The following is a 17841-nucleotide window of genomic DNA, read 5'->3' as shown; positions in this document are numbered from 1 at the left end:
GCGGGAGCTGCGGTGCAAGTTGCTGCATCGCGAGCAGGCTCGCTCCCACAGTTTTTCAGTACAACCGTGGATCTGTGGGAGCTGGCTTGCCTGCGATGGCAGCACCACGGTCTGTCAGTTTGACCGGGCCGCATCTGCCAATAATGAGTCAATTACGCCGCGCGCCAATTCAACGCCGTGAATCACATTCCATAACTGCTCGGCGTCAAAGCCGCTGAGGTGGGGGCGGATATCGTCGGCGTTGGTTTCTGCGCCTTTGAGCAGCAGCGAAACTTGCTGCAATGCGGCGTGGGCATTGATGCCAGGGTTGATGCCGAACAGGGAAGAGCCCTGGTGGGCGCAGGTTTTGAGGGTGTCGAGGGGTGGGTCGGGGACTATTTTGTTCATTGCATTTTCCTGTATTGGCCAAGAGGCTGCCACTGGCCGCTGTCAGGCAGATAGGGTGGCAGCTGCGTGCGGGCTGACAGGCCGAGGGAAAGTACCAAAGCTCGGTGCACTCGAAAGTGCCCCGCACGCAGCCGCCATAACACAGGAAAATGTGTAAAGCGCTGAATTTGGTAAATCCGGGCAGTCTGTCAGGACCGGTCACTGACATCAGTGACCGGGCGAGACTATCCATGCCATTTCAGCGCCGCAAGGCGGTGGGGATTCTCTCGGAAACTTCCCGCGAAGGAAAGCGACGAGGCAGGTGCAGACGTTGCAAGTTATGTGGGAAACACCGCAGATCCACCGTGGGAGTGAGCCTGCTCGCGGTGCTGCTATCGCGAGCAGGCTCACTCCCACAACTCAGAGGCTGCTTGCCGCTCGTCCCGGATAATTCATCACAAACTGCACATGGGCCTTCACGCCCGTGGCCAGGGTTGCATCGTCGACGGTGAAGTAGGGGCTGTGGTTGTTCGCCGCTTTGCTCATGTCCTGTCCTTCAGGCGTGGCGCCCAGGAACACGAACAAACCCGGCACCTTTTCGGCGTAGTACGAGAAGTCTTCGCTTGGCGACAGGGAAGCTGGCAACAGTTGCACCTTGCCCGGAGCTGCCAGTTCCAGTGCCGGAACCATGGCTGCGGTCAGTTGCGGGTCGTTGCGGGTGACGGGGGCATGGTTGACCAGCAGCAAATTGGCTTCGGTCTCATAGGCACTGGCGATGCCTTGCACCAGTGGCGGCATTTTTTTCAGCAGGGTGTCGCGCACCGCAGCGCTGTTACTGCGAATGGTGCCGGTCATTTCCACGGTCTCGGGAATGATGTTGGCCGCAGAACCCGCATTGATTGTGCCGACACTGATCACGCCCATGCCTTGGGTCAGGTCGGCACGCCGACTGACCAGGGTTTGCAGGCCGTTAATGATGCCGGCGCTGGCCACCACCGGATCAACGCCGCTCCAGGGCGCCGAACCATGGGTTTGCTTGCCCTTGACGATGATACGAAAGCCATCGCTGCTGTTCAGCACCGTACCGGCCTTGTAATACAAATGACCGGTGGGATAGCCCGCCATCACATGCACGCCGAAGATGGCTTCGACCTTGGGCGAATCCAGGGCGCCGTCGCGGATCATCGCCTGCGCACCAATCAGGGTGTCGGCCGCGAACTCGTCCACATCTGCCGCGCCTTCTTCCGCAGGCTGGAACAGGAACACCACCGTGCCCGCCACCTGGTCGCGATGTTCGGCGAGCACTTTGGCGGCGCCCAGCAGCATGGCGGTGTGGGTGTCATGCCCACAGGCGTGCATCACCGGCACGGTTTTGCCCAAGCGAATGCCGGTAGCCTGGCTGGCAAAGGGCAGGCCGGTCATCTCCTTGACGGGCAGTGCGTCCATGTCGGCCCGCAGGGCCATTACCGGGCCAGGCAGGCCGCCCTTGAGCACGGCGACCACGCCGGTTTTGCCCACTTGGGTACGCACCTGCAAGCCCAGGGCCTTGAGCTGCTCGGCGACCAGGGCGGCGGTCTTGAACTCCTGATTGCCCATTTCAGGGTTCTGGTGAATGGTGTGGCGCAGGTCGATCACCTGCGTATTGACCGCAGCGACGGCCGGGTCAACCCAGCTCAGGTCGCCAGCCTGGCTGGTGGTGGCAGTCAGTGCGCTGAGCAATGCGAGATACAAAGGGGCAGGGCGTAGACGATTGAACATCGGTCTTCTCTTGCTTGTTTTTAGATCGCACAGGGTATGTCGTCGCCCACCGCAGTTGCGCAACCGGCGGGCTAAAAGTGTTCGATTACCGAACGTTAGCCAAGAGTCCAATTGCTCTGTCATCGTGCCCAGGCCTACTCTGACAACCATAATAATGACAGTACCGAGTACCTTGCCGATGGATAGCCGCCTGCTGAGTGAGCGCAGTAGCGTGTTCCGACACGCAGACCCACATGCCGTCTCCGATTATGTGAACCAGCATGTCGGCCCGCACTGTATTGGCCTTTCCAGGACCACCCGGCCGCTGGCCAGCCTCAATCACCGTAAATTCGCCGAGCTTGACCTGTGCCGTATCAGTTATGGCGGCAGTGTGCGGGTGACCTCGCCCGCGCTGGAGACCCTCTTTCACTTGCAGGTGCTGTTGAGCGGCAATTGCTTGTGGCGCGGGCCGACCCGCGAGCACCACCTGGTGCCGGGCGAGCTGCTGCTGATCAACCCGGATGACCCGGTCGACCTGACCTACTCCCAGGACTGCGAGAAGTTCATCCTCAAACTACCGGTCAGCCTGCTCGAATCGATTTGCGACGCACAGCGCTGGCGGCGGCCCGCGGGCGGTGTGCGCTTTATGCGCAACCACTACCGGCTCGACGAACTGGAAGGGTTTCTCGGTTTGCTGGGCATGGTGTGCCAGGAGTCCGAGGCCAGCGACCCGTTGGTGCGGGTGCAGGAGCACTACACGCAGATTGTCGGCAGCAAGCTGCTGACCCTGATGCAGACCAATATCAGCCGTGAAAACCTGGCATCAGCCAGTGCCGGTATCGAGCGCATCCTCGACTACATCGAACGCAACCTGAAGCTGGAACTGAGCGGTGAAGACCTGGCCGTACAGGCGTGCATGAGCCAGCGTTCGCTCTATACCCTGTTCGAACGCCAACTGGGCGTCACGCCCTTGCAGTACATCCGCCAACGCAAACTTGCGCGGGTCCATGCCTGCCTGAGTGACCCGAGTTGCCCGGTACGCAGCCTGACCGAACTGGCGCTGGATTACGGTTTTCTGCACCTGGGACGGTTTTCCGAAAGCTATCGCTTGCAGTTCGGCGAACTGCCGTCGAGCACCCTTAAACGCCGGCATTGAGATACCCAAAAACCCGTAGCAGCTGCCGAAGGAACGCAGCCTCGTTCCTTCGGCAGCTGCTACAAGTTGGCGAGTGCTGTCTTTAGCCTTTGTGCAGTAATCGGATAGCGATCCGCAGTAAACGGATATTGCTCCTTGTATCGATTCCCTAACCTGACCCGGCCCTGATAATAACAACGGAGGCCCTGGCCATGTCCCTGGGAATCGATTACTTGAATGCCATGCTTGAAGAAGACAAGGAGAAGGGCATCTACCGCTGCAAGCGCGAGATGTTTACCGACCCTGATCTCTTCGAACTCGAAATGAGCCAAATCTTCGAGGGCAACTGGATCTACCTCGCCCACGAAAGTCAGATCCCCAACGTCAACGATTTTTTGACCACCACCATTGGCCGCCAGCCGATTTTTATCGCGCGCAATAAAGCGGGTGAGCTCAACGCCTTTCTCAACGCCTGCAGCCATCGCGGCGCCATGCTGTGCCGGCACAAGACCGGCAACCGCGCCAGCTACACCTGCCCGTTCCACGGTTGGACCTTCAACAACAGCGGCAAGCTGCTCAAGGTCAAGGACCCGAGTGCCGCCGGTTATCCCGAAGGGTTCAATTGTGAAGGCTCACACGACCTGACCAAGGTGGCCCGTTTTGAGTCCTATCGCGGCTTTCTGTTCGGCAGCCTCAACCCGGACGTCAAATCCCTGAGCGAGCACTTGGGTGAATCGGCCAGGATCATCGACATGATCGTTGACCAGTCTGCCGATGGCCTGGAAGTGCTGCGCGGCGCCAGTTCTTATATCTACGAAGGCAACTGGAAACTCGCAGCCGAAAACGGCGCCGATGGTTACCACGTCAGCTCCGTGCACTGGAACTACGCCGCCACGCAAAACCAGCGCACCCTGCGCGAAGCTGGCGAAGAAATCAAAACCATGAGCGCTGGCAGCTGGGCCAAGAGCGGTGGTGGTTTCTACTCTTTCGACCACGGCCATTTGCTGCTCTGGACCCGCTGGGCTAACCCCGAGGATCGCCCGGCCTACGAGCGCCGAGACGAACTGGCCCGCGACTTTGGCCAGGCCCGCGCCAACTGGATGATCGAAAATTCGCGCAACCTGTGCCTGTACCCCAACGTGTACCTGATGGACCAGTTCAGCTCGCAAATCCGCATCGCCCGGCCAATCTCCGTCGACAAGACCGAGATCACCATTTACTGCATCGCGCCCAAGGGCGAGAGCAGCGAGGCGCGCACCAAACGTATTCGTCAGTACGAAGACTTCTTCAACGTCAGCGGCATGGCCACCCCGGATGACCTGGAAGAGTTCCGTTCCTGTCAGACCGGCTACGGCGCAGGTCGGGGCTGGAATGATATGTCTCGCGGGGCAGAGCACTGGGTCGAAGGCGCGGATGCCGCTGCCGAGGAAATCGACCTCAAACCCTTGTTGTCCGGTATTCGTACCGAAGACGAAGGCCTGTTTGTGCTGCAACACAAGTACTGGCAGCAAACCATGCTCAAGGCCGTTGCCAGCGAGCCAACGCTGATCCCCGTGGAGGCCGTGTAATGAATAGCCTCTATGCCAGCGTGCGGGATTTTTTGTATCGCGAAGCGCGTTACCTGGACGACGCTGAATGGGATCAGTGGCTGGAGCTGTACGCCGCCGATGCCAGTTTCTGGATGCCGTGCTGGGACGACAACGACACGCTGACCGAAGACCCGCAAAGTGAAATTTCGCTGATTTGGTACGGCAACCGTGGCGGCCTGGAAGACCGGGTGTTCCGGATCAAGACCGAGCGCTCCAGTGCGACCATGCCGGACACCCGCACCTCGCACAACTTGAGCAATATCGAGATCGTCGACGAAGCCGACGGGCTGTGCCGCGTGCGTTTCAACTGGCACACCCTGAGCTTTCGCTACAAGACCACCGACAGCTACTTCGGCACCAGCTTCTACACCCTCGACATGCGCGGCACGCAGCCGCTGATCAAGGCCAAAAAAGTCGTGTTGAAGAATGACTACGTGCGTCAGGTCATCGACATTTACCACATCTGATCAACGCTGTGATGCGTGCCTGAAGGTGCCAGTGGGCGCCCGGGGCCCGGCATCGCCCGCGAGGTACATTATGAGCTTTCAAATTGCGCTCAATTTCGAAGACGGGGTCACCCGTTTTATCCAGGCCAACGACCAGGAAACCGTCGCCGACGCGGCTTACCGCCAGGGCATCAATATCCCGCTGGATTGCCGCGACGGTGCTTGCGGCACCTGCAAGTGCTTTGCCGAAGCCGGGCAATACGAGCTGGGCGACGAATATATTGAAGATGCCCTCAGCGAAGAGGAGGTTGCCCAAGGGTATGTGCTGACCTGCCAGATGCGCGCCGCAAGCGACTGCGTAGTGCGCGTGCCAGCCTCTTCGGCAGTGTGCAAGACCCAGCAAGCCAGCTTTGAAGCGGTTATCAGCGATGTGCGGCAGCTGTCAGAGAGCACCATTGCGCTGTCGATCAAGGGCGAGTCCCTGAACACCCTGGCATTTTTGCCGGGCCAGTACGTCAATCTGCAAGTACCGGGCAGCGAGCAGACGCGGGCCTATTCCTTCAGCACCCTGCAAAAGAATGGCGAGGTCAGCTTTCTGATCCGCAATGTGCCGGGCGGGCTGATGAGCAGTTTTTTGACCGGCATTGCCAAGGCGGGCGACAACATGACCCTGGCCGGACCACTGGGCAGCTTCTATCTGCGTCAGATCCAGCGCCCATTGCTGCTGCTGGCCGGTGGCACCGGGCTAGCGCCGTTTACCGCCATGCTGGAAAAAATCGCCGAGCACGGCAGCCCGTACCCGGTGCACCTGATCTATGGCGTGAGCAACGACTTTGATCTGGTTGAGCTGGATCGCCTGCAAGCCCTGAGTGAGTGCATTGCCAATTTCAGTTTCAGTGCCTGCGTGGCCAACCCGCAGAGCCAGCACCCGCTCAAGGGTTATGTCACCCAGCATATCGAGGCCTGCCATCTGAACCAGGGCGATGTCGACGTGTACCTGTGCGGCCCGCCACCGATGGTGGAAGCGGTCAACCTGTACATCCGCGAGCAAGGCATTACACCGGCCAACTTCTACTACGAAAAGTTTGCCGCTGCTGCTTGATCCCTTTTATCCGAGGTTGCCATGAACAACAGATTCGATAACAAGGTCGCGCTGGTGACCGGCGCCGCTCAAGGCATTGGCCGCCGGGTGTGTGAACGGTTGCTGGCCGAAGGTGCGCAAGTCATTGCGGTAGACCGTTCCGAGCTGGTTTTTGAGCTGCAAGGCGAGGGCGTGCTGGCCCTGACTGCCGACCTTGAGCAGTACACCGACTGCGCCCGAGTGATGGCGGCGGCGGTGCAAGCCTTCGGCCGACTGGACGTGCTGATCAACAACGTGGGCGGCACCATCTGGGCCAAACCGTTCGAGCACTACCAGGTTGAAGAAATCGAGGCAGAAGTGCGGCGTTCGTTGTTCCCCACCTTGTGGTGCTGCCATGCGGCACTGCCGTACATGCTGGAGCAGGGCCAAGGGGCGATTGTCAACGTCTCGTCCATCGCCACTCGCAGCATCAACCGCGTGCCGTATGGCGCGGCCAAGGGCGGCGTTAACGCATTGACTGCCTGCTTGGCCTTCGAGAACGCCGAGCGCGGCATCCGGGTCAATGCCACAGCCCCCGGCGGCACCCAGGCTCCGCCGCGCCGTATTGCCCGCAACCCCGGCGAACAAAGCGAAGACGAGAAGGGCTGGTATCAGCAAATCGTCGACCAGACCCTCGACACCAGCCTGATGAAACGCTACGGCACGCTGGATGAACAGGTCGGTGCGATCCTGTTTCTGGCCAGCGACGAAGCCTCCTATATCACCGGCGTAACCCTGCCGGTCGGCGGCGGCGATCTCGGCTGAAAGACTGCTATTACCTATCTGACGGGAAGACTGAAATGCCCCAAGTCCTGATTGAAAGCCTGACGACCCTGATCGTCGACCTGCCCACCATTCGCCCGCATACGCTGGCAATGCACACCATGCGCAAGCAGACCCTGGTGATCCTGCGCCTGCGTTGCAGCGACGGTATCGAAGGTATCGGCGAGGCCACCACCATCGGCGGTCTGGCCTACGGTTATGAAAGCCCGGAAAGCATCAAGGCCAACATTGATGCGCACCTGGCGCCGATGCTGGTGGGCAAGCCTGCAGACAATATCAATGCCGCCATGCAGACCCTGGACAAGATCGCCAAGGGCAACACCTTTGCCAAGTCCGGTATCGAAAGTGCGCTACTCGATGCCCAGGGCAAGCGCTTGGGGTTGCCGGTAAGCGAACTGCTCGGCGGTCGGGTGCGTGACAGCCTGGAAGTGGCCTGGACCCTGGCCAGCGGCGACACCGCCCGCGACATCGCCGAAGCCGAGCAGATGCTGGAGGCGCGCCGCCACCGGATCTTCAAGTTGAAGATCGGCGCTAACCCGCTGGAGCAGGATCTTAAACATGTGCTGGCGATCAAAAAGGCCCTCGGCGACCGGGCCAGCGTACGTGTCGACGTCAACCAGTATTGGGACGAGTCCCAGGCCATCCGTGGCTGTCAGGTACTGGGGGATAACGGTGTCGACCTGATCGAGCAGCCAATTTCTCGGGTCAATCGCTCGGGGCAGGTGCGCCTGAACCTGCGCAGCCCGGCGCCGATCATGGCCGATGAGTCCATCGAAAGTGTTGAAGACGCGTTCAGCCTCGCGGCGGACGGCGCGGCCAGCGTATTCGCTCTCAAAATCGCCAAGAACGGTGGCCCCAGTGCTGTTTTGCGCACTGCGCACATCGCCGAAGCGGCGGGCATCGCCCTGTACGGCGGCACCATGCTTGAAGGCTCGGTGGGCACCCTGGCATCGGCTCATGCGTTCCTCACCCTCAAGCAATTGACCTGGGGTACCGAGTTGTTCGGGCCGCTGTTGCTCACCGAAGATATCGTCACCGAGGCGCCGCTGTACCGCGACTTTGAGTTGCATATCCCGCGTACCCCGGGCCTGGGCCTGACGCTGGACGAAGAGCGGCTGGCGCGTTTTCGCCGTTAACACTCTGAATAACCCCTGTGGGAGCGGGCTTGCTCGCGATGCAGGCGCCTCGGTGCACCAGGCCAACCGCGCTGATGCTATCGCGAGCAAGCCCGCTCCCACAGCCACTTCCCCTATTTATTCAAGGAGAACCCCATGCTTTTCCACGTAAAAATGACCGTCAACTTGCCGCTGGATATGGACCCGACCAAGGCCGCGAAACTCAAGGCTGATGAAAAGGAACTGGCCCAGCGCCTGCAACAGGAAGGCAAATGGCGCCATTTGTGGCGCATTGCCGGGCATTACGCCAACTACAGCGTATTTGACCTGGCCAGTGTCGAGGCATTGCACGACACCCTGCTGCAGTTGCCGCTCTTTCCTTACATGGATATCGAGATAGAAGGGCTGTGCCGCCATCCGTCCTCGATCCATGACGACGACCGCTAACGCTTTCATCCCTGCATAAAAAAAATAAGGTGAGCCCCATGACCGTGAAAATTTCCCATACTGCCGCGATCCAGAGTTTCTTCAAGGAAGCCGCCGGCTTTGGCAGCGACAACGGCAGCCCGCGCCTCAAAAGCATCATTTTGCGGGTGCTGCAGGACAGCGCCAAAATCATCGAAGACCTGGACATTACCGAAGACGAATTCTGGAAGTCCGTGGACTATCTCAACCGTCTGGGCGGTCGCTCAGAGGCCGGTCTTTTGGTGGCAGGCCTGGGCATCGAACATTTTATCGATCTGTTGCAGGACGCCAAGGATGAGCAGGCCGGTCAGTTCGGCGGCACCCCGCGCACCATCGAAGGCCCGCTGTACGTGGCCGGCGCCCCGATCTTCGAGGGCCAGGCACGCATGGACGACGGCAGCGAGGAGGGCGTTGCCACTGTGATGTTCCTCGAAGGGCAGGTGTTCGATACCCAAGGCAACCCGTTGGCCGGAGCCACCGTCGATCTGTGGCATGCCAACACCAAGGGCACTTACTCGTTCTTCGACCAGAGCCAGTCTGAATACAACCTGCGTCGGCGCATCATCACCGATGCCCAGGGTCGCTATCGCGCCCGCAGTATCGTGCCATCGGGCTACGGTTGCGATCCGCAAGGCCCGACCCAGGAGTGTCTGGATCTGCTGGGGCGTCACGGCCAGCGTCCAGCCCATGTGCACTTCTTTATCTCGGCTTCTGGCCACCGCCACCTGACCACCCAGATCAACCTGTCGGGCGATAAATACCTGTGGGACGACTTTGCCTATGCCACCCGCGAAGGTCTGGTCGGCGAAGTACAGTTTCGCGACGATGGCGCCCGTGATGTGGCTGGGCGTTATGCCGAGCTGACGTTCGATTTCCAGTTGCAGCAGGCAGCCGCCCCGGCCGCCGAATTGCGCAGCCATCGCCCGCGAGCGTTGCAGGACAGCTGATCACTGAAGGTTCGGGTGACCTCAACTGAGAAAGCGAGTGCTTGAATCCGGGCGCTGAACACAGGAGGATCAGTGACAAACCCCTGCGTTCAGCGCTCTATAAATTCAGGAACGAGTGAATGACCATGAGTGAGCCGCAAACCGGACAGCAAACCCCTGCCATTCGCGAGGCCGATGTTTTGATAGTGGGTGGTGGCCTGAGCGGCACCTTGTTGGCCATGCAACTGCTGCGCTTGCCGGGTGCCCGGCGCATCGTGGTGGTGGAGCCCAGGCCCGAACTGGGTCGGGGGGAGGCCTACAGCGCCACCGAGCTGGGGCATACCCTCAATGGTAATGCGGCGCGCATGAGCGTCGAGCCGGAGGATAGCGATGACCTGACCCGCTGGCTGCAAGCCTATATCGCTGACGGTGGCTGGCCCGAGTCCGACAAGCAGCATGTGCCGGTTGCCGAACTGTTCCCGCCACGCGGTCTGTTCGGGTTGTATGTCCAGCAACGCCTGGCCGAAGCTCTGGCTATCGGCGAGCCGAACGGTTCAAGTTTGAGCCATGTGCGCGATGAAGTGATCGACCTGCAAACCCTTGAACACGGTGTCAGGGTTACGCTCAAGGACGGTAGCCAGTGGCAGGCAGGTGCAGCAGTGTTGGCCACCGGCATGTTTGCGGCAGCCCGTACCGCTCAGCGTGACTCCAGTGGTCTTAACGCATCGGCGCTGGACCCGTGGAATGTTGAAGCATTGCGAGCGCTGCCGACTGATGCCAGGGTGTTGATCATCGGCTCGGGGCTGACCATGGTCGATGCGCTGGAGTCGCTGAATCAGGCGGGTCATCGCGGACCAATCGAGGTCTTTTCCCGTCATGGTCTGTTACCCCATGTGCGTCGTCAGCCACCGGTCTGGGAAGATTTTTTGAGCCTGGCGCCGGAGCTGCGCAGCCCCTTGCAGTTGCTGCGCGAATTGCGCCGCCAATGTGTGCTGGCGCAGACGCAAGGTATCGACTGGCAAGCGCCGCTGGACACCGTGCGGGTGCACATCGCCAGGCTCTGGAGCCAGGCCAGCGACGCACAGCGGCGCCAGTTTGTGCGTCACGTGCGACCCTGGTGGGAGAGCCATCACCACCGCTCACCGCCCCAGGGCAATGCCTTGCTGGAGCGGTTGCTTTCACAAGGGCGGCTGACTATTCGTGCGGCGTCGCTGCAAGGGGTCGACAACTCTGGCCCGCGGGTTCGTCTGCGTTACCGTGGGCAAGCCGAGGCGGTATGGGTTGAAGGCGATGGCCTGATCAACTCCACCGGCATCGAGTATGACTGGCGCCGGGTCGATAAAGCCTTGCCTCGGCAACTGCTGCTGCGCGGGCTGATCCTGCCCGGAAATCTGGGCCTGGGAATTGCGGCCGATGCGGGGGGAGCGGTGTTGAATGCGCAAGCAGAACCCGCGCAACGACTGTTTGCGATGGGGCCGCCATTGCGTGGGATGTGGTGGGAAAGTACTGCGGTGACAGACGTTGCGTTACAGGCCAAGGCCTTGGCGCAACGACTGGCAATGCAGTTTTAGCTAACGGTGGGAGCGAGCATGCTCGCTCCCACAAAAAAGCCGGTAGCGCTTATTCAGCCGTCGAAGGTTTTTGCCACAAGTTAATCCCGCCTTCCTGGGCAAAGCGGTCGATCTCTGCCAGTTCCTCATGGCTAAAGTTCAAGTTCTGCAACGCTGCGACGTTCTCGATGATCTGCTCCGGGCGGCTTGCGCCGATCAGTGCCGAGGTCACGCGCGGGTCGCGCAGGGTCCAGGCCAGCGCCATCTGGGCCAGGCTCTGGCCCCGACGCTTAGCAATCTCGTTCAACGCCCGTACGTGGGCAATATTGGCCTGGGACAAGTGCGATGATTGCAACGAACCACCGCCCGGACGATTGATCCGCGCATCTGCCGGTATGCCATTGAGGTATTTGTCGGTCAGCAAACCTTGTGCCAGCGGGGTAAAGGCGATCACGCCGGTACCGAGTGCTTCGGCAGTGTCCAGCAGGTCCTTCTCGATCCAGCGATTAAGCAGGTTGTACGCCGGTTGATGAATCAACAGCGGGACTTTCCATTCCTTGAGCAATGCCGCTATTTCTCGGGTTTTGACCCCGGAGTACGACGAGATACCGATATACAACGCCTTGCCCTGTTGCACGGCCGTGGCCAGAGCGCTGGCGGTTTCTTCCAGCGGCGTGTCGGGGTCGAAGCGGTGCGAGTAGAAAATGTCCACGTAGTCCAGGCCCATGCGCTGCAGGCTCTGGTCGAGGCTTGCCAGCACGTATTTGCGCGAACCGCCACCCTGGCCGTAAGGGCCGGGCCACATGTCCCAGCCAGCCTTGCTGGAGATAATCAGCTCATCGCGGTACTGCTTGAAGTCTTCGCGCAGCAGGCGGCCGAAATTGGTCTCGGCGCTGCCGTAGGGCGGGCCGTAGTTGTTGGCCAGGTCGAAGTGATTGATGCCCAGATCGAACGCGGTGCGCAGCAGCGCACGCTGGGTGTCGATCGGTGTGCTGTCGCCAAAGTTGTGCCACAGGCCCAGAGACAATGCGGGCAGCACCAGCCCGCTGCGACCCGTGCGGCGGTAAGGGATGGAATCGTAGCGGTTTGCGGCAGCGATATAAGTCATCAAATCCTCATCGTTCAGGTGTGTTCGTATTCTCTTGAGCAATCTGCGTACCAGCCGTTGCGACTGCACAAATCCCAGCTTAGAGCAGTCGGGTGCTGTCGGTGGGTGAAACATTTGCTGATTGGCTGTTTGTCTGGCAACAGCGTGTGGCGCCCGGACATAGAATCGGACACGCACAGTGGCCATAAAGATCCCCTTTTGGCCTGCCTCCCTCTGTGATCGGGCAGAGCTCTCGGCAAGAATCAAAGCCGCCACGCCATAAAAACAAACCTTTCGTCCTTACCCTTGGCCATTTGCAGGCCGCTGCCGTGTACAGAACATAACAACTAACGATCTCACGCCGAACCTGGGGAACTGACTCATGGACACTATGAAACGCTTACTGGGCGCCACTGTTTGCGGGGTGACGCTGCTGGCCAGCGGTGTACAGGCCGAACAGCAGCAATTGCGGGTTTACAACTGGGCGGACTATATCCTGCCGTCGGTGCCCAAGGACTTCGCCAAGCAAACGGGGATCAAGGTGACCTGGGATTCGTTCGACACCAACGAAGCCCTGGAAGCCAAGCTGCTGACCGGCAACTCGGGGTATGACCTGGTGGTGCCGTCCAATCAGTTTCTCGATACCCAGATCAAGGCCGGGGTGTTCCAGAAACTGGACAAGTCCAAGCTGCCCAACTGGCAGCACCAGGACCCGGCCCTGCTCAAGTTGCTGGACACCAATGACCCCGGCAACCAGTACGCGGTGCCTTATATGTACGGCACGGTGCTGATCGGCTTCAACCCGGCCAAGGTCAAGGCCGCGCTGGGCGAGAATGCGCCGGTGGACAGCTGGGACCTGGTGTTCAAACCGGAGAACATGGCCAAGCTCAAATCCTGCGGCGTAGCGATGCTCGACTCACCGTCGGAAATCCTGCCGTTGGCACTGCACTATCTGGGCCTGGACCCCAACAGTCAGAACCCGGCAGACTATGAAAAAGCCAAGCAACTGATGCTGAAGATTCGTCCCTATGTGACCTACTTCAACTCGGCCAAGTACATGACCGACATTGCCAATGGCGACATCTGCGTGGCCATCGGTTACTCCGGCAGCTTTTACCAGTTCGGCAATCGCGCCAAGGAGTCGGGCAACGGCGTAGTGGTCGACTGGCGCTTGCCAAAGGAAGGCGCGCCGATCTGGTTTGATACGTTTGCGATCCCTAAAAGCGCGAAGAATGTCGAGCAAGCGCATGAGTTTCTCAACAACCTGCTGGAGCCCAAGGTCATCGCCGGGATCAGTGATTTCCTCGGCTATCCCAACGTCAACAAGGATTCGCTGCCACTGATCAACAAGGACATCACCGGCAACCCGAACCTGACACCGACCAGTGAGGCACTTAAATCCTTGTATGTGGTGCAACCGTTGCCGCAGAAAATGGAGCGCGTAAGGACCCGGGTCTGGACCAGTATCAAATCCGACAAGTAACCCCTCGGGGGTAGTGAATGGGGGTTATCGTCAAGTGCTTGCCGGGTTTCTACACTGGGGGCACTTTATCGAACGACGAGAACAGCACCATGCGTATCCGTGAGCTTGGCATCACCATCGGTTCGGGCACTCCGGGCGTGTACAACGCCATCACCGATGTGCCCGGTGTGCGAGTGGGTCATCACACCCTCAATGTTGAAACCGATGAGGTTTCCATCCATTCCGGTGTGACCGTGATTGAACCACGGGCCGGTGCGACGCATCTGCAACCGTGCTTTGCGGGCGTGCATGTGCTCAATGGCAACGGTGATGCCACGGGGCTGGAGTGGATTCGCGAGGCAGGGTTGCTGACTTCGCCCATCGCCTATACCAACACTCACAGCGTGGGCGTGGTGCGCGATGCTCTGGTTTCGGCCGAGCGCGAATTGGGCAAGCAACACACCTATTGGTGCATGCCCGTGGTGCTGGAAACCTACGACGGTACGCTGAACGATATCTGGGGCCAGCACGTTACTGCAGAACATCTGCACCTGGCACTGCAGGACGCAAAGTCCGGCCCGGTGCAGGAAGGCAATGTGGGTGGTGGTACGGGGATGATCTGTCACGAATTCAAGGGCGGGATCGGCACGTCTTCACGGGTCTTGAGCCCGGAGCAGGGTGGCTGGACCGTGGGCGCGCTGGTGCAGGCCAACTACGGCGTACGTGAAGCCTTGCGGGTGGGTGGGTACCCGGTCGGTACAGTGCTGGATGACGTGCCGTCGCCGTTTAAAAGCGCGGTTAATGTTGGCGTACCGGGCATGGGTTCTATCGTGATTACTATTGCGACCGATGCGCCCTTGTTGCCGCACCAATGCACCCGTCTTGCGCAGCGTGCCAGCGTCGGGCTGGCGCGGGTGGGCGGGGGAACGGAAGACTCCAGCGGCGATATTTTCATTGCCTTCGCGGTGGGCAACAACAATCTGCCAGCGGCCAATTTCGGCCATCCGGGCGAGCCGACCACGGCGTTGCAAATGGTCAACAACGACTACATCTCGCCGCTGTTTGTAGCAGCGGCGGATGCGGTTGAAGAGGCGATTCTCAATGCCATGCTTGGCGCTGAAGACCTGTCAGGGTGCGGCAATACCGTGCTGGCGCTCAAGCCCGAGCGTTTGCTGGCAGCCTTGAAGCAGGTGGGCTGGAAGCCGAATATCAAACTTGCGTAGCAGCTGCCGCAGGAACGAGGCTGCGTTCGATTGCGAAGCGATCGTAAATCCTGAATCCTCGGTCTAACTGATAGACCGCAAGTTTAGTTTTTACGACGGCTACGCCGTCGAACGCAGCCTCGTTCCTGCGGCAGCTGCTACGGATATTTACCCTCAGAGTTTCGGCAATTGCCCGATGCGGGCCATCATCTCGGTGACGATCTGCAGGTCCAGCATGAACTGCTCTACAGTCTTGAACTCGTTGTCGGTATGCCCGGTGTACTTGACATCGGGCATGGCCAGACCAAATTGCACGCCGTTGGGCAGTTCATGCACCGACGTCGCACCCGCCGAAGTACCGAACTTGTGTTCCATGCCAAGGTTCTCGCTGGCTACGGCCAGCAGGGCCTTGACCCACTCTCCCTCGGGGTTGCGATACATCGGCTCGGCGATGGTGTAGGCAAAGGTCACCGGCACTTGTTTGCGCTTGCTCCAGGCATCCAGTTTTTCGGCGATTTGCGCTTTGAGTGCTTCAGGCGACTTGCCCTTGGGTACGCGCAGGTTCACCGCCAGCTTGAGTGCCTTGTCATCCAGCCCGACAAAGGTCAGTGAAGTGGTCAGCGGTCCCATGAACGCATCGGCAAAACCGATCCCCAGCTTGCCACCCTCGTAGTCCAGCCCCCAGTTGTCGGCGCCATAGTGCGCGGCGTCGGTAATGTGGTTGTGCTTGAGGGCGATCTGGCCGTCAACGCTGCTGATGAAATCAAGCATCCGGGCCACCGGGTTGATCCCGGATTCGGGCTCGGAGGAGTGCGCGGAAACCCCAGTCACCGTCAGCACCACGTCTTTGCCGATTACCTTGGCGTTCACCTCGAAATTGTCGCCATTGCGCCGCACATATTCAGCACCGGCCTTGTTCAGACTGGCGGCCAGTTCGTCCGGTTTGTCGGTGACCAGGGTGGCGATCGATGTCGACGGAATCTGGTTGGTTGCCATGCCGCCCGTGAGCGAGATGATTTCTGCGCCCTGACCTTCGGCGTTACGTCGCGCAAAGCTGGCCATGACGGTTCCGTAGCCTTTTTCGGCAATGACCACCGGGTAGCCGCCATCCAGCGCCAGGTTGTAGTTGGGCACCGGGTTGTGTTCGAAGTAATAGGGGATGGCATCACCGGACGTTTCTTCGGTGGTGTCGATCAGCAGCTTGAAGTTCCTGGCCAGTGGCAGCTTCTCTTCCTTGATCACTTTCATGGCGTACATCGCCACCACTATGCCGTTTTTGTCATCCTCGGTGCCGCGTCCGTACATACGGTCGCCGATCAGTGTGACCTTGAACGGATCGAGTTTGGTCCCGTCCTTGAGCACCCAGTTTTCAGGGGTCACGGGTACTACGTCGGCGTGGGCGTGAATGCCGACTACTTCATCGCCACTGCCTTCGAGGGATACTTCGTAGACGCGGTTGTCGATATTGCGAAAATTCAGGTTAAAGGCCTTGGCCAGGTCCTTGATCTTGTCGGCAATCTTGAGAAATTGCGGGTTCTCGTACTGGGCCACGCCGTCCACGTTGACGGTCGGAATGGCAACCAGTTCACGTAGGGTTTCGGTGGCCGCCTGGCCGTATTTCAGGCGTGTGTAGAGGCCCAGCAGACGGTAGATTTCGTTCTGCTGTTCAGCGGTCAGTGCCTTGTGGTCGATAAAGGCACTGATGGTTGGCTCCAGGTTGTCGGTTTTGGCCAGTTCGCTTTTGGCTACAGCTCCCAGAAACTGCCTGAAGTCGGTAACCGGCGCGTTGTTGAAAGTCTTGAGGATGACCGCGCTCTGTTGCGGCGTGAGGGTGGCGTATGCAGTGCTGCTGAACGCGGTGAGGCTGGCCATCACCAAGGTTGCAGCAGCCAGTTGCTTGAGTGAAAAATCCATTGTGTGGGGCATTCCTTTGCAGGCAGTTGGTTAGAAATGGGCGTTAAATGAAACAAAACATTTCTCAACTTACACTGCGAGGGAGGGCAACGGTAGGTGCTTTTTACTCTTGCGCCTGTAAAAACAACGAGAACAGTTCGGACTGTGACTTGATCCCCAACTTGCTGTACATGTGCTTGCGGTGCACTTTCACCGTCTCGGCCGAAATCGCCAGTTTGCGTGCGATTTCCTTGTTCGAGCAGCCGCTGAGCAGCAGCAGGCCGACTTCCATTTCCCGTGCGGTCAGTGGCGTAGTCAACTGCTCAGTGGCTGCTTCCAGGCGGCTTTGCCAGTTGGGCGTCAGCTCCGGCGCTTCCTTGGGTTCGCGCTCAAAGTTCAGGCGTTGGCGCATCAGTGCGGCTACCCACGGTTGCACCAGCCCCAGCAAGGCGGTCTGCTCCAGGCTGAAGCGGCATTGGCTGCCCACTGAAAGGCTCAGGGTGCGTTCGTCGTCGAGTTGCACATTGATATGCACCTCGTCGGTGACGATATTCAGGCGGAAATAACGCTGATAGTAATCGGTCTGCTCAAAGCATTCCGGGGCCACGTCCTGCAGGCGGAACAACCCGCTGCGCGGTGATTCGCGGTTGGCGATGTAAAACGGGTCCAGCAGGTACAGGCCCTTGAGGTAGTCCTGAAACAGCGAGTCCATGCAACCGTCTGCGCCGGGGGATTCGGCCAGTACATGCGGTTTGCCTGCGCTGTAAATCAGCACCACCCAGTTATCCACGGGCACATACCGACCCAGCAAGCGCACCAGCGCCGTCCAGAAACCGGGCTGGTCGAGGGTTTCAATAACCCGGCCCATCGCGTCATGCCAGGCCACATCCTGCAACGTCAGAGTCATCTCACTACCCACTGGGTGTTACCCCATCGAAGTCATATATTGGCGCTATGCCGCGCAC

16 protein-coding genes are annotated in these 17841 nt (G+C 59.7%); 11 read left to right on the top strand and 5 right to left on the bottom strand.

Annotation, left to right across the window (positions count from 1 at the left end; all coding sequences use genetic code 11):
- Positions 1-114 precede the first annotated feature (114 nt).
- Together N7D90_RS13460 and N7D90_RS13455 are read right to left on the bottom strand one after the other, a co-directional pair.
- Positions 115-387, bottom strand: coding sequence for a hypothetical protein (locus N7D90_RS13460; protein ID WP_261738481.1), 273 nt, complete (start codon positions 385-387; stop codon positions 115-117).
- Between the two features lie 399 nt (positions 388-786).
- Positions 787-2124, bottom strand: coding sequence for an amidohydrolase (locus N7D90_RS13455; protein ID WP_261738480.1), 1338 nt, complete (start codon positions 2122-2124; stop codon positions 787-789).
- Between the two features lie 178 nt (positions 2125-2302).
- On the opposite strand from N7D90_RS13455, the gene N7D90_RS13450 reads away from it, so the two are divergent.
- The 9 genes from N7D90_RS13450 (at position 2303) to N7D90_RS13410 (ending at position 11253) form a co-directional block, all read left to right on the top strand.
- Positions 2303-3259, top strand: a complete 957-nt coding sequence (locus N7D90_RS13450; protein ID WP_261742445.1) for an AraC family transcriptional regulator — start codon at positions 2303-2305, stop codon at positions 3257-3259.
- A 191-nt stretch (positions 3260-3450) separates the two neighbouring features.
- Positions 3451-4806, top strand: a complete 1356-nt coding sequence (benA, locus tag N7D90_RS13445) for a benzoate 1,2-dioxygenase large subunit (protein ID WP_261738479.1) — start codon at positions 3451-3453, stop codon at positions 4804-4806.
- The gene (gene benB, locus N7D90_RS13440; protein WP_261738478.1) at positions 4806-5294 is read left to right on the top strand and encodes a benzoate 1,2-dioxygenase small subunit; all 489 of its coding nucleotides are present in this window, start codon (positions 4806-4808) and stop codon (positions 5292-5294) included. Before benA ends, benB begins: the two co-directional genes overlap by 1 nt.
- A gap of 70 nt (positions 5295-5364) precedes the next feature.
- Positions 5365-6375 (top strand): benzoate 1,2-dioxygenase electron transfer component BenC, encoded by a 1011-nt coding sequence (gene benC, locus N7D90_RS13435; RefSeq protein ID WP_261738477.1) that lies wholly within the window; start codon positions 5365-5367, stop codon positions 6373-6375.
- Positions 6376-6396: 21 nt separating this feature from the next.
- The gene (locus N7D90_RS13430; RefSeq protein WP_261738476.1) at positions 6397-7158 is read left to right on the top strand and encodes a 1,6-dihydroxycyclohexa-2,4-diene-1-carboxylate dehydrogenase; all 762 of its coding nucleotides are present in this window, start codon (positions 6397-6399) and stop codon (positions 7156-7158) included.
- A 35-nt stretch (positions 7159-7193) separates the two neighbouring features.
- Complete coding sequence (locus N7D90_RS13425) at positions 7194-8312, top strand: muconate cycloisomerase family protein (protein WP_261738475.1); 1119 nt, start codon at positions 7194-7196, stop codon at positions 8310-8312.
- A 135-nt stretch (positions 8313-8447) separates the two neighbouring features.
- Positions 8448-8738 (top strand): muconolactone Delta-isomerase, encoded by a 291-nt coding sequence (gene catC / locus N7D90_RS13420; protein ID WP_261738474.1) that lies wholly within the window; start codon positions 8448-8450, stop codon positions 8736-8738.
- Between the two features lie 38 nt (positions 8739-8776).
- Positions 8777-9703 (top strand): catechol 1,2-dioxygenase, encoded by a 927-nt coding sequence (gene catA / locus N7D90_RS13415; protein WP_261738473.1) that lies wholly within the window; start codon positions 8777-8779, stop codon positions 9701-9703.
- 125 nt (positions 9704-9828) lie between these two features.
- Positions 9829-11253: an FAD/NAD(P)-binding protein gene (locus tag N7D90_RS13410; protein WP_261738472.1), complete on the top strand. Its 1425-nt coding sequence runs from the start codon at positions 9829-9831 to the stop codon at positions 11251-11253.
- A 49-nt stretch (positions 11254-11302) separates the two neighbouring features.
- Here the strand turns inward: N7D90_RS13410 and mgrA are convergent, their stop codons facing one another.
- Entirely contained in the window at positions 11303-12340 is a 1038-nt protein-coding gene (gene mgrA, locus N7D90_RS13405) for an L-glyceraldehyde 3-phosphate reductase (RefSeq protein ID WP_261738471.1), read from the bottom strand.
- Positions 12341-12701: 361 nt separating this feature from the next.
- Here mgrA and N7D90_RS13400 point away from each other — a divergent pair, with 361 nt between their 5' ends.
- Together N7D90_RS13400 and N7D90_RS13395 are read left to right on the top strand one after the other, a co-directional pair.
- Positions 12702-13802, top strand: coding sequence for a polyamine ABC transporter substrate-binding protein (locus N7D90_RS13400; protein ID WP_315968112.1), 1101 nt, complete (start codon positions 12702-12704; stop codon positions 13800-13802).
- Positions 13803-13891: 89 nt separating this feature from the next.
- Positions 13892-15004 carry a P1 family peptidase gene (locus tag N7D90_RS13395; RefSeq protein WP_261738470.1) on the top strand — a complete coding sequence of 371 codons (1113 nt, stop codon included), beginning with the start codon at positions 13892-13894 and terminating at the stop codon, positions 15002-15004.
- A 153-nt stretch (positions 15005-15157) separates the two neighbouring features.
- Here the strand turns inward: N7D90_RS13395 and N7D90_RS13390 are convergent, their stop codons facing one another.
- Both N7D90_RS13390 and N7D90_RS13385 read right to left on the bottom strand, forming a co-directional pair.
- Positions 15158-16897 (bottom strand): dipeptidase, encoded by a 1740-nt coding sequence (locus tag N7D90_RS13390; protein WP_261738469.1) that lies wholly within the window; start codon positions 16895-16897, stop codon positions 15158-15160.
- A 103-nt stretch (positions 16898-17000) separates the two neighbouring features.
- Positions 17001-17783, bottom strand: coding sequence for a helix-turn-helix transcriptional regulator (locus tag N7D90_RS13385; protein WP_261738468.1), 783 nt, complete (start codon positions 17781-17783; stop codon positions 17001-17003).
- Positions 17784-17841 lie beyond the last annotated feature (58 nt).

Source organism: Pseudomonas fragi, assembly GCF_025426255.1.
In the GTDB taxonomy this organism is placed as follows: Bacteria; Pseudomonadota; Gammaproteobacteria; order Pseudomonadales; family Pseudomonadaceae; genus Aquipseudomonas; species Aquipseudomonas kulmbachensis.
The sequence above is the reverse complement of the archived record's forward strand: the minus strand, read 5'-3'. Positions and strand labels throughout refer to the sequence as shown.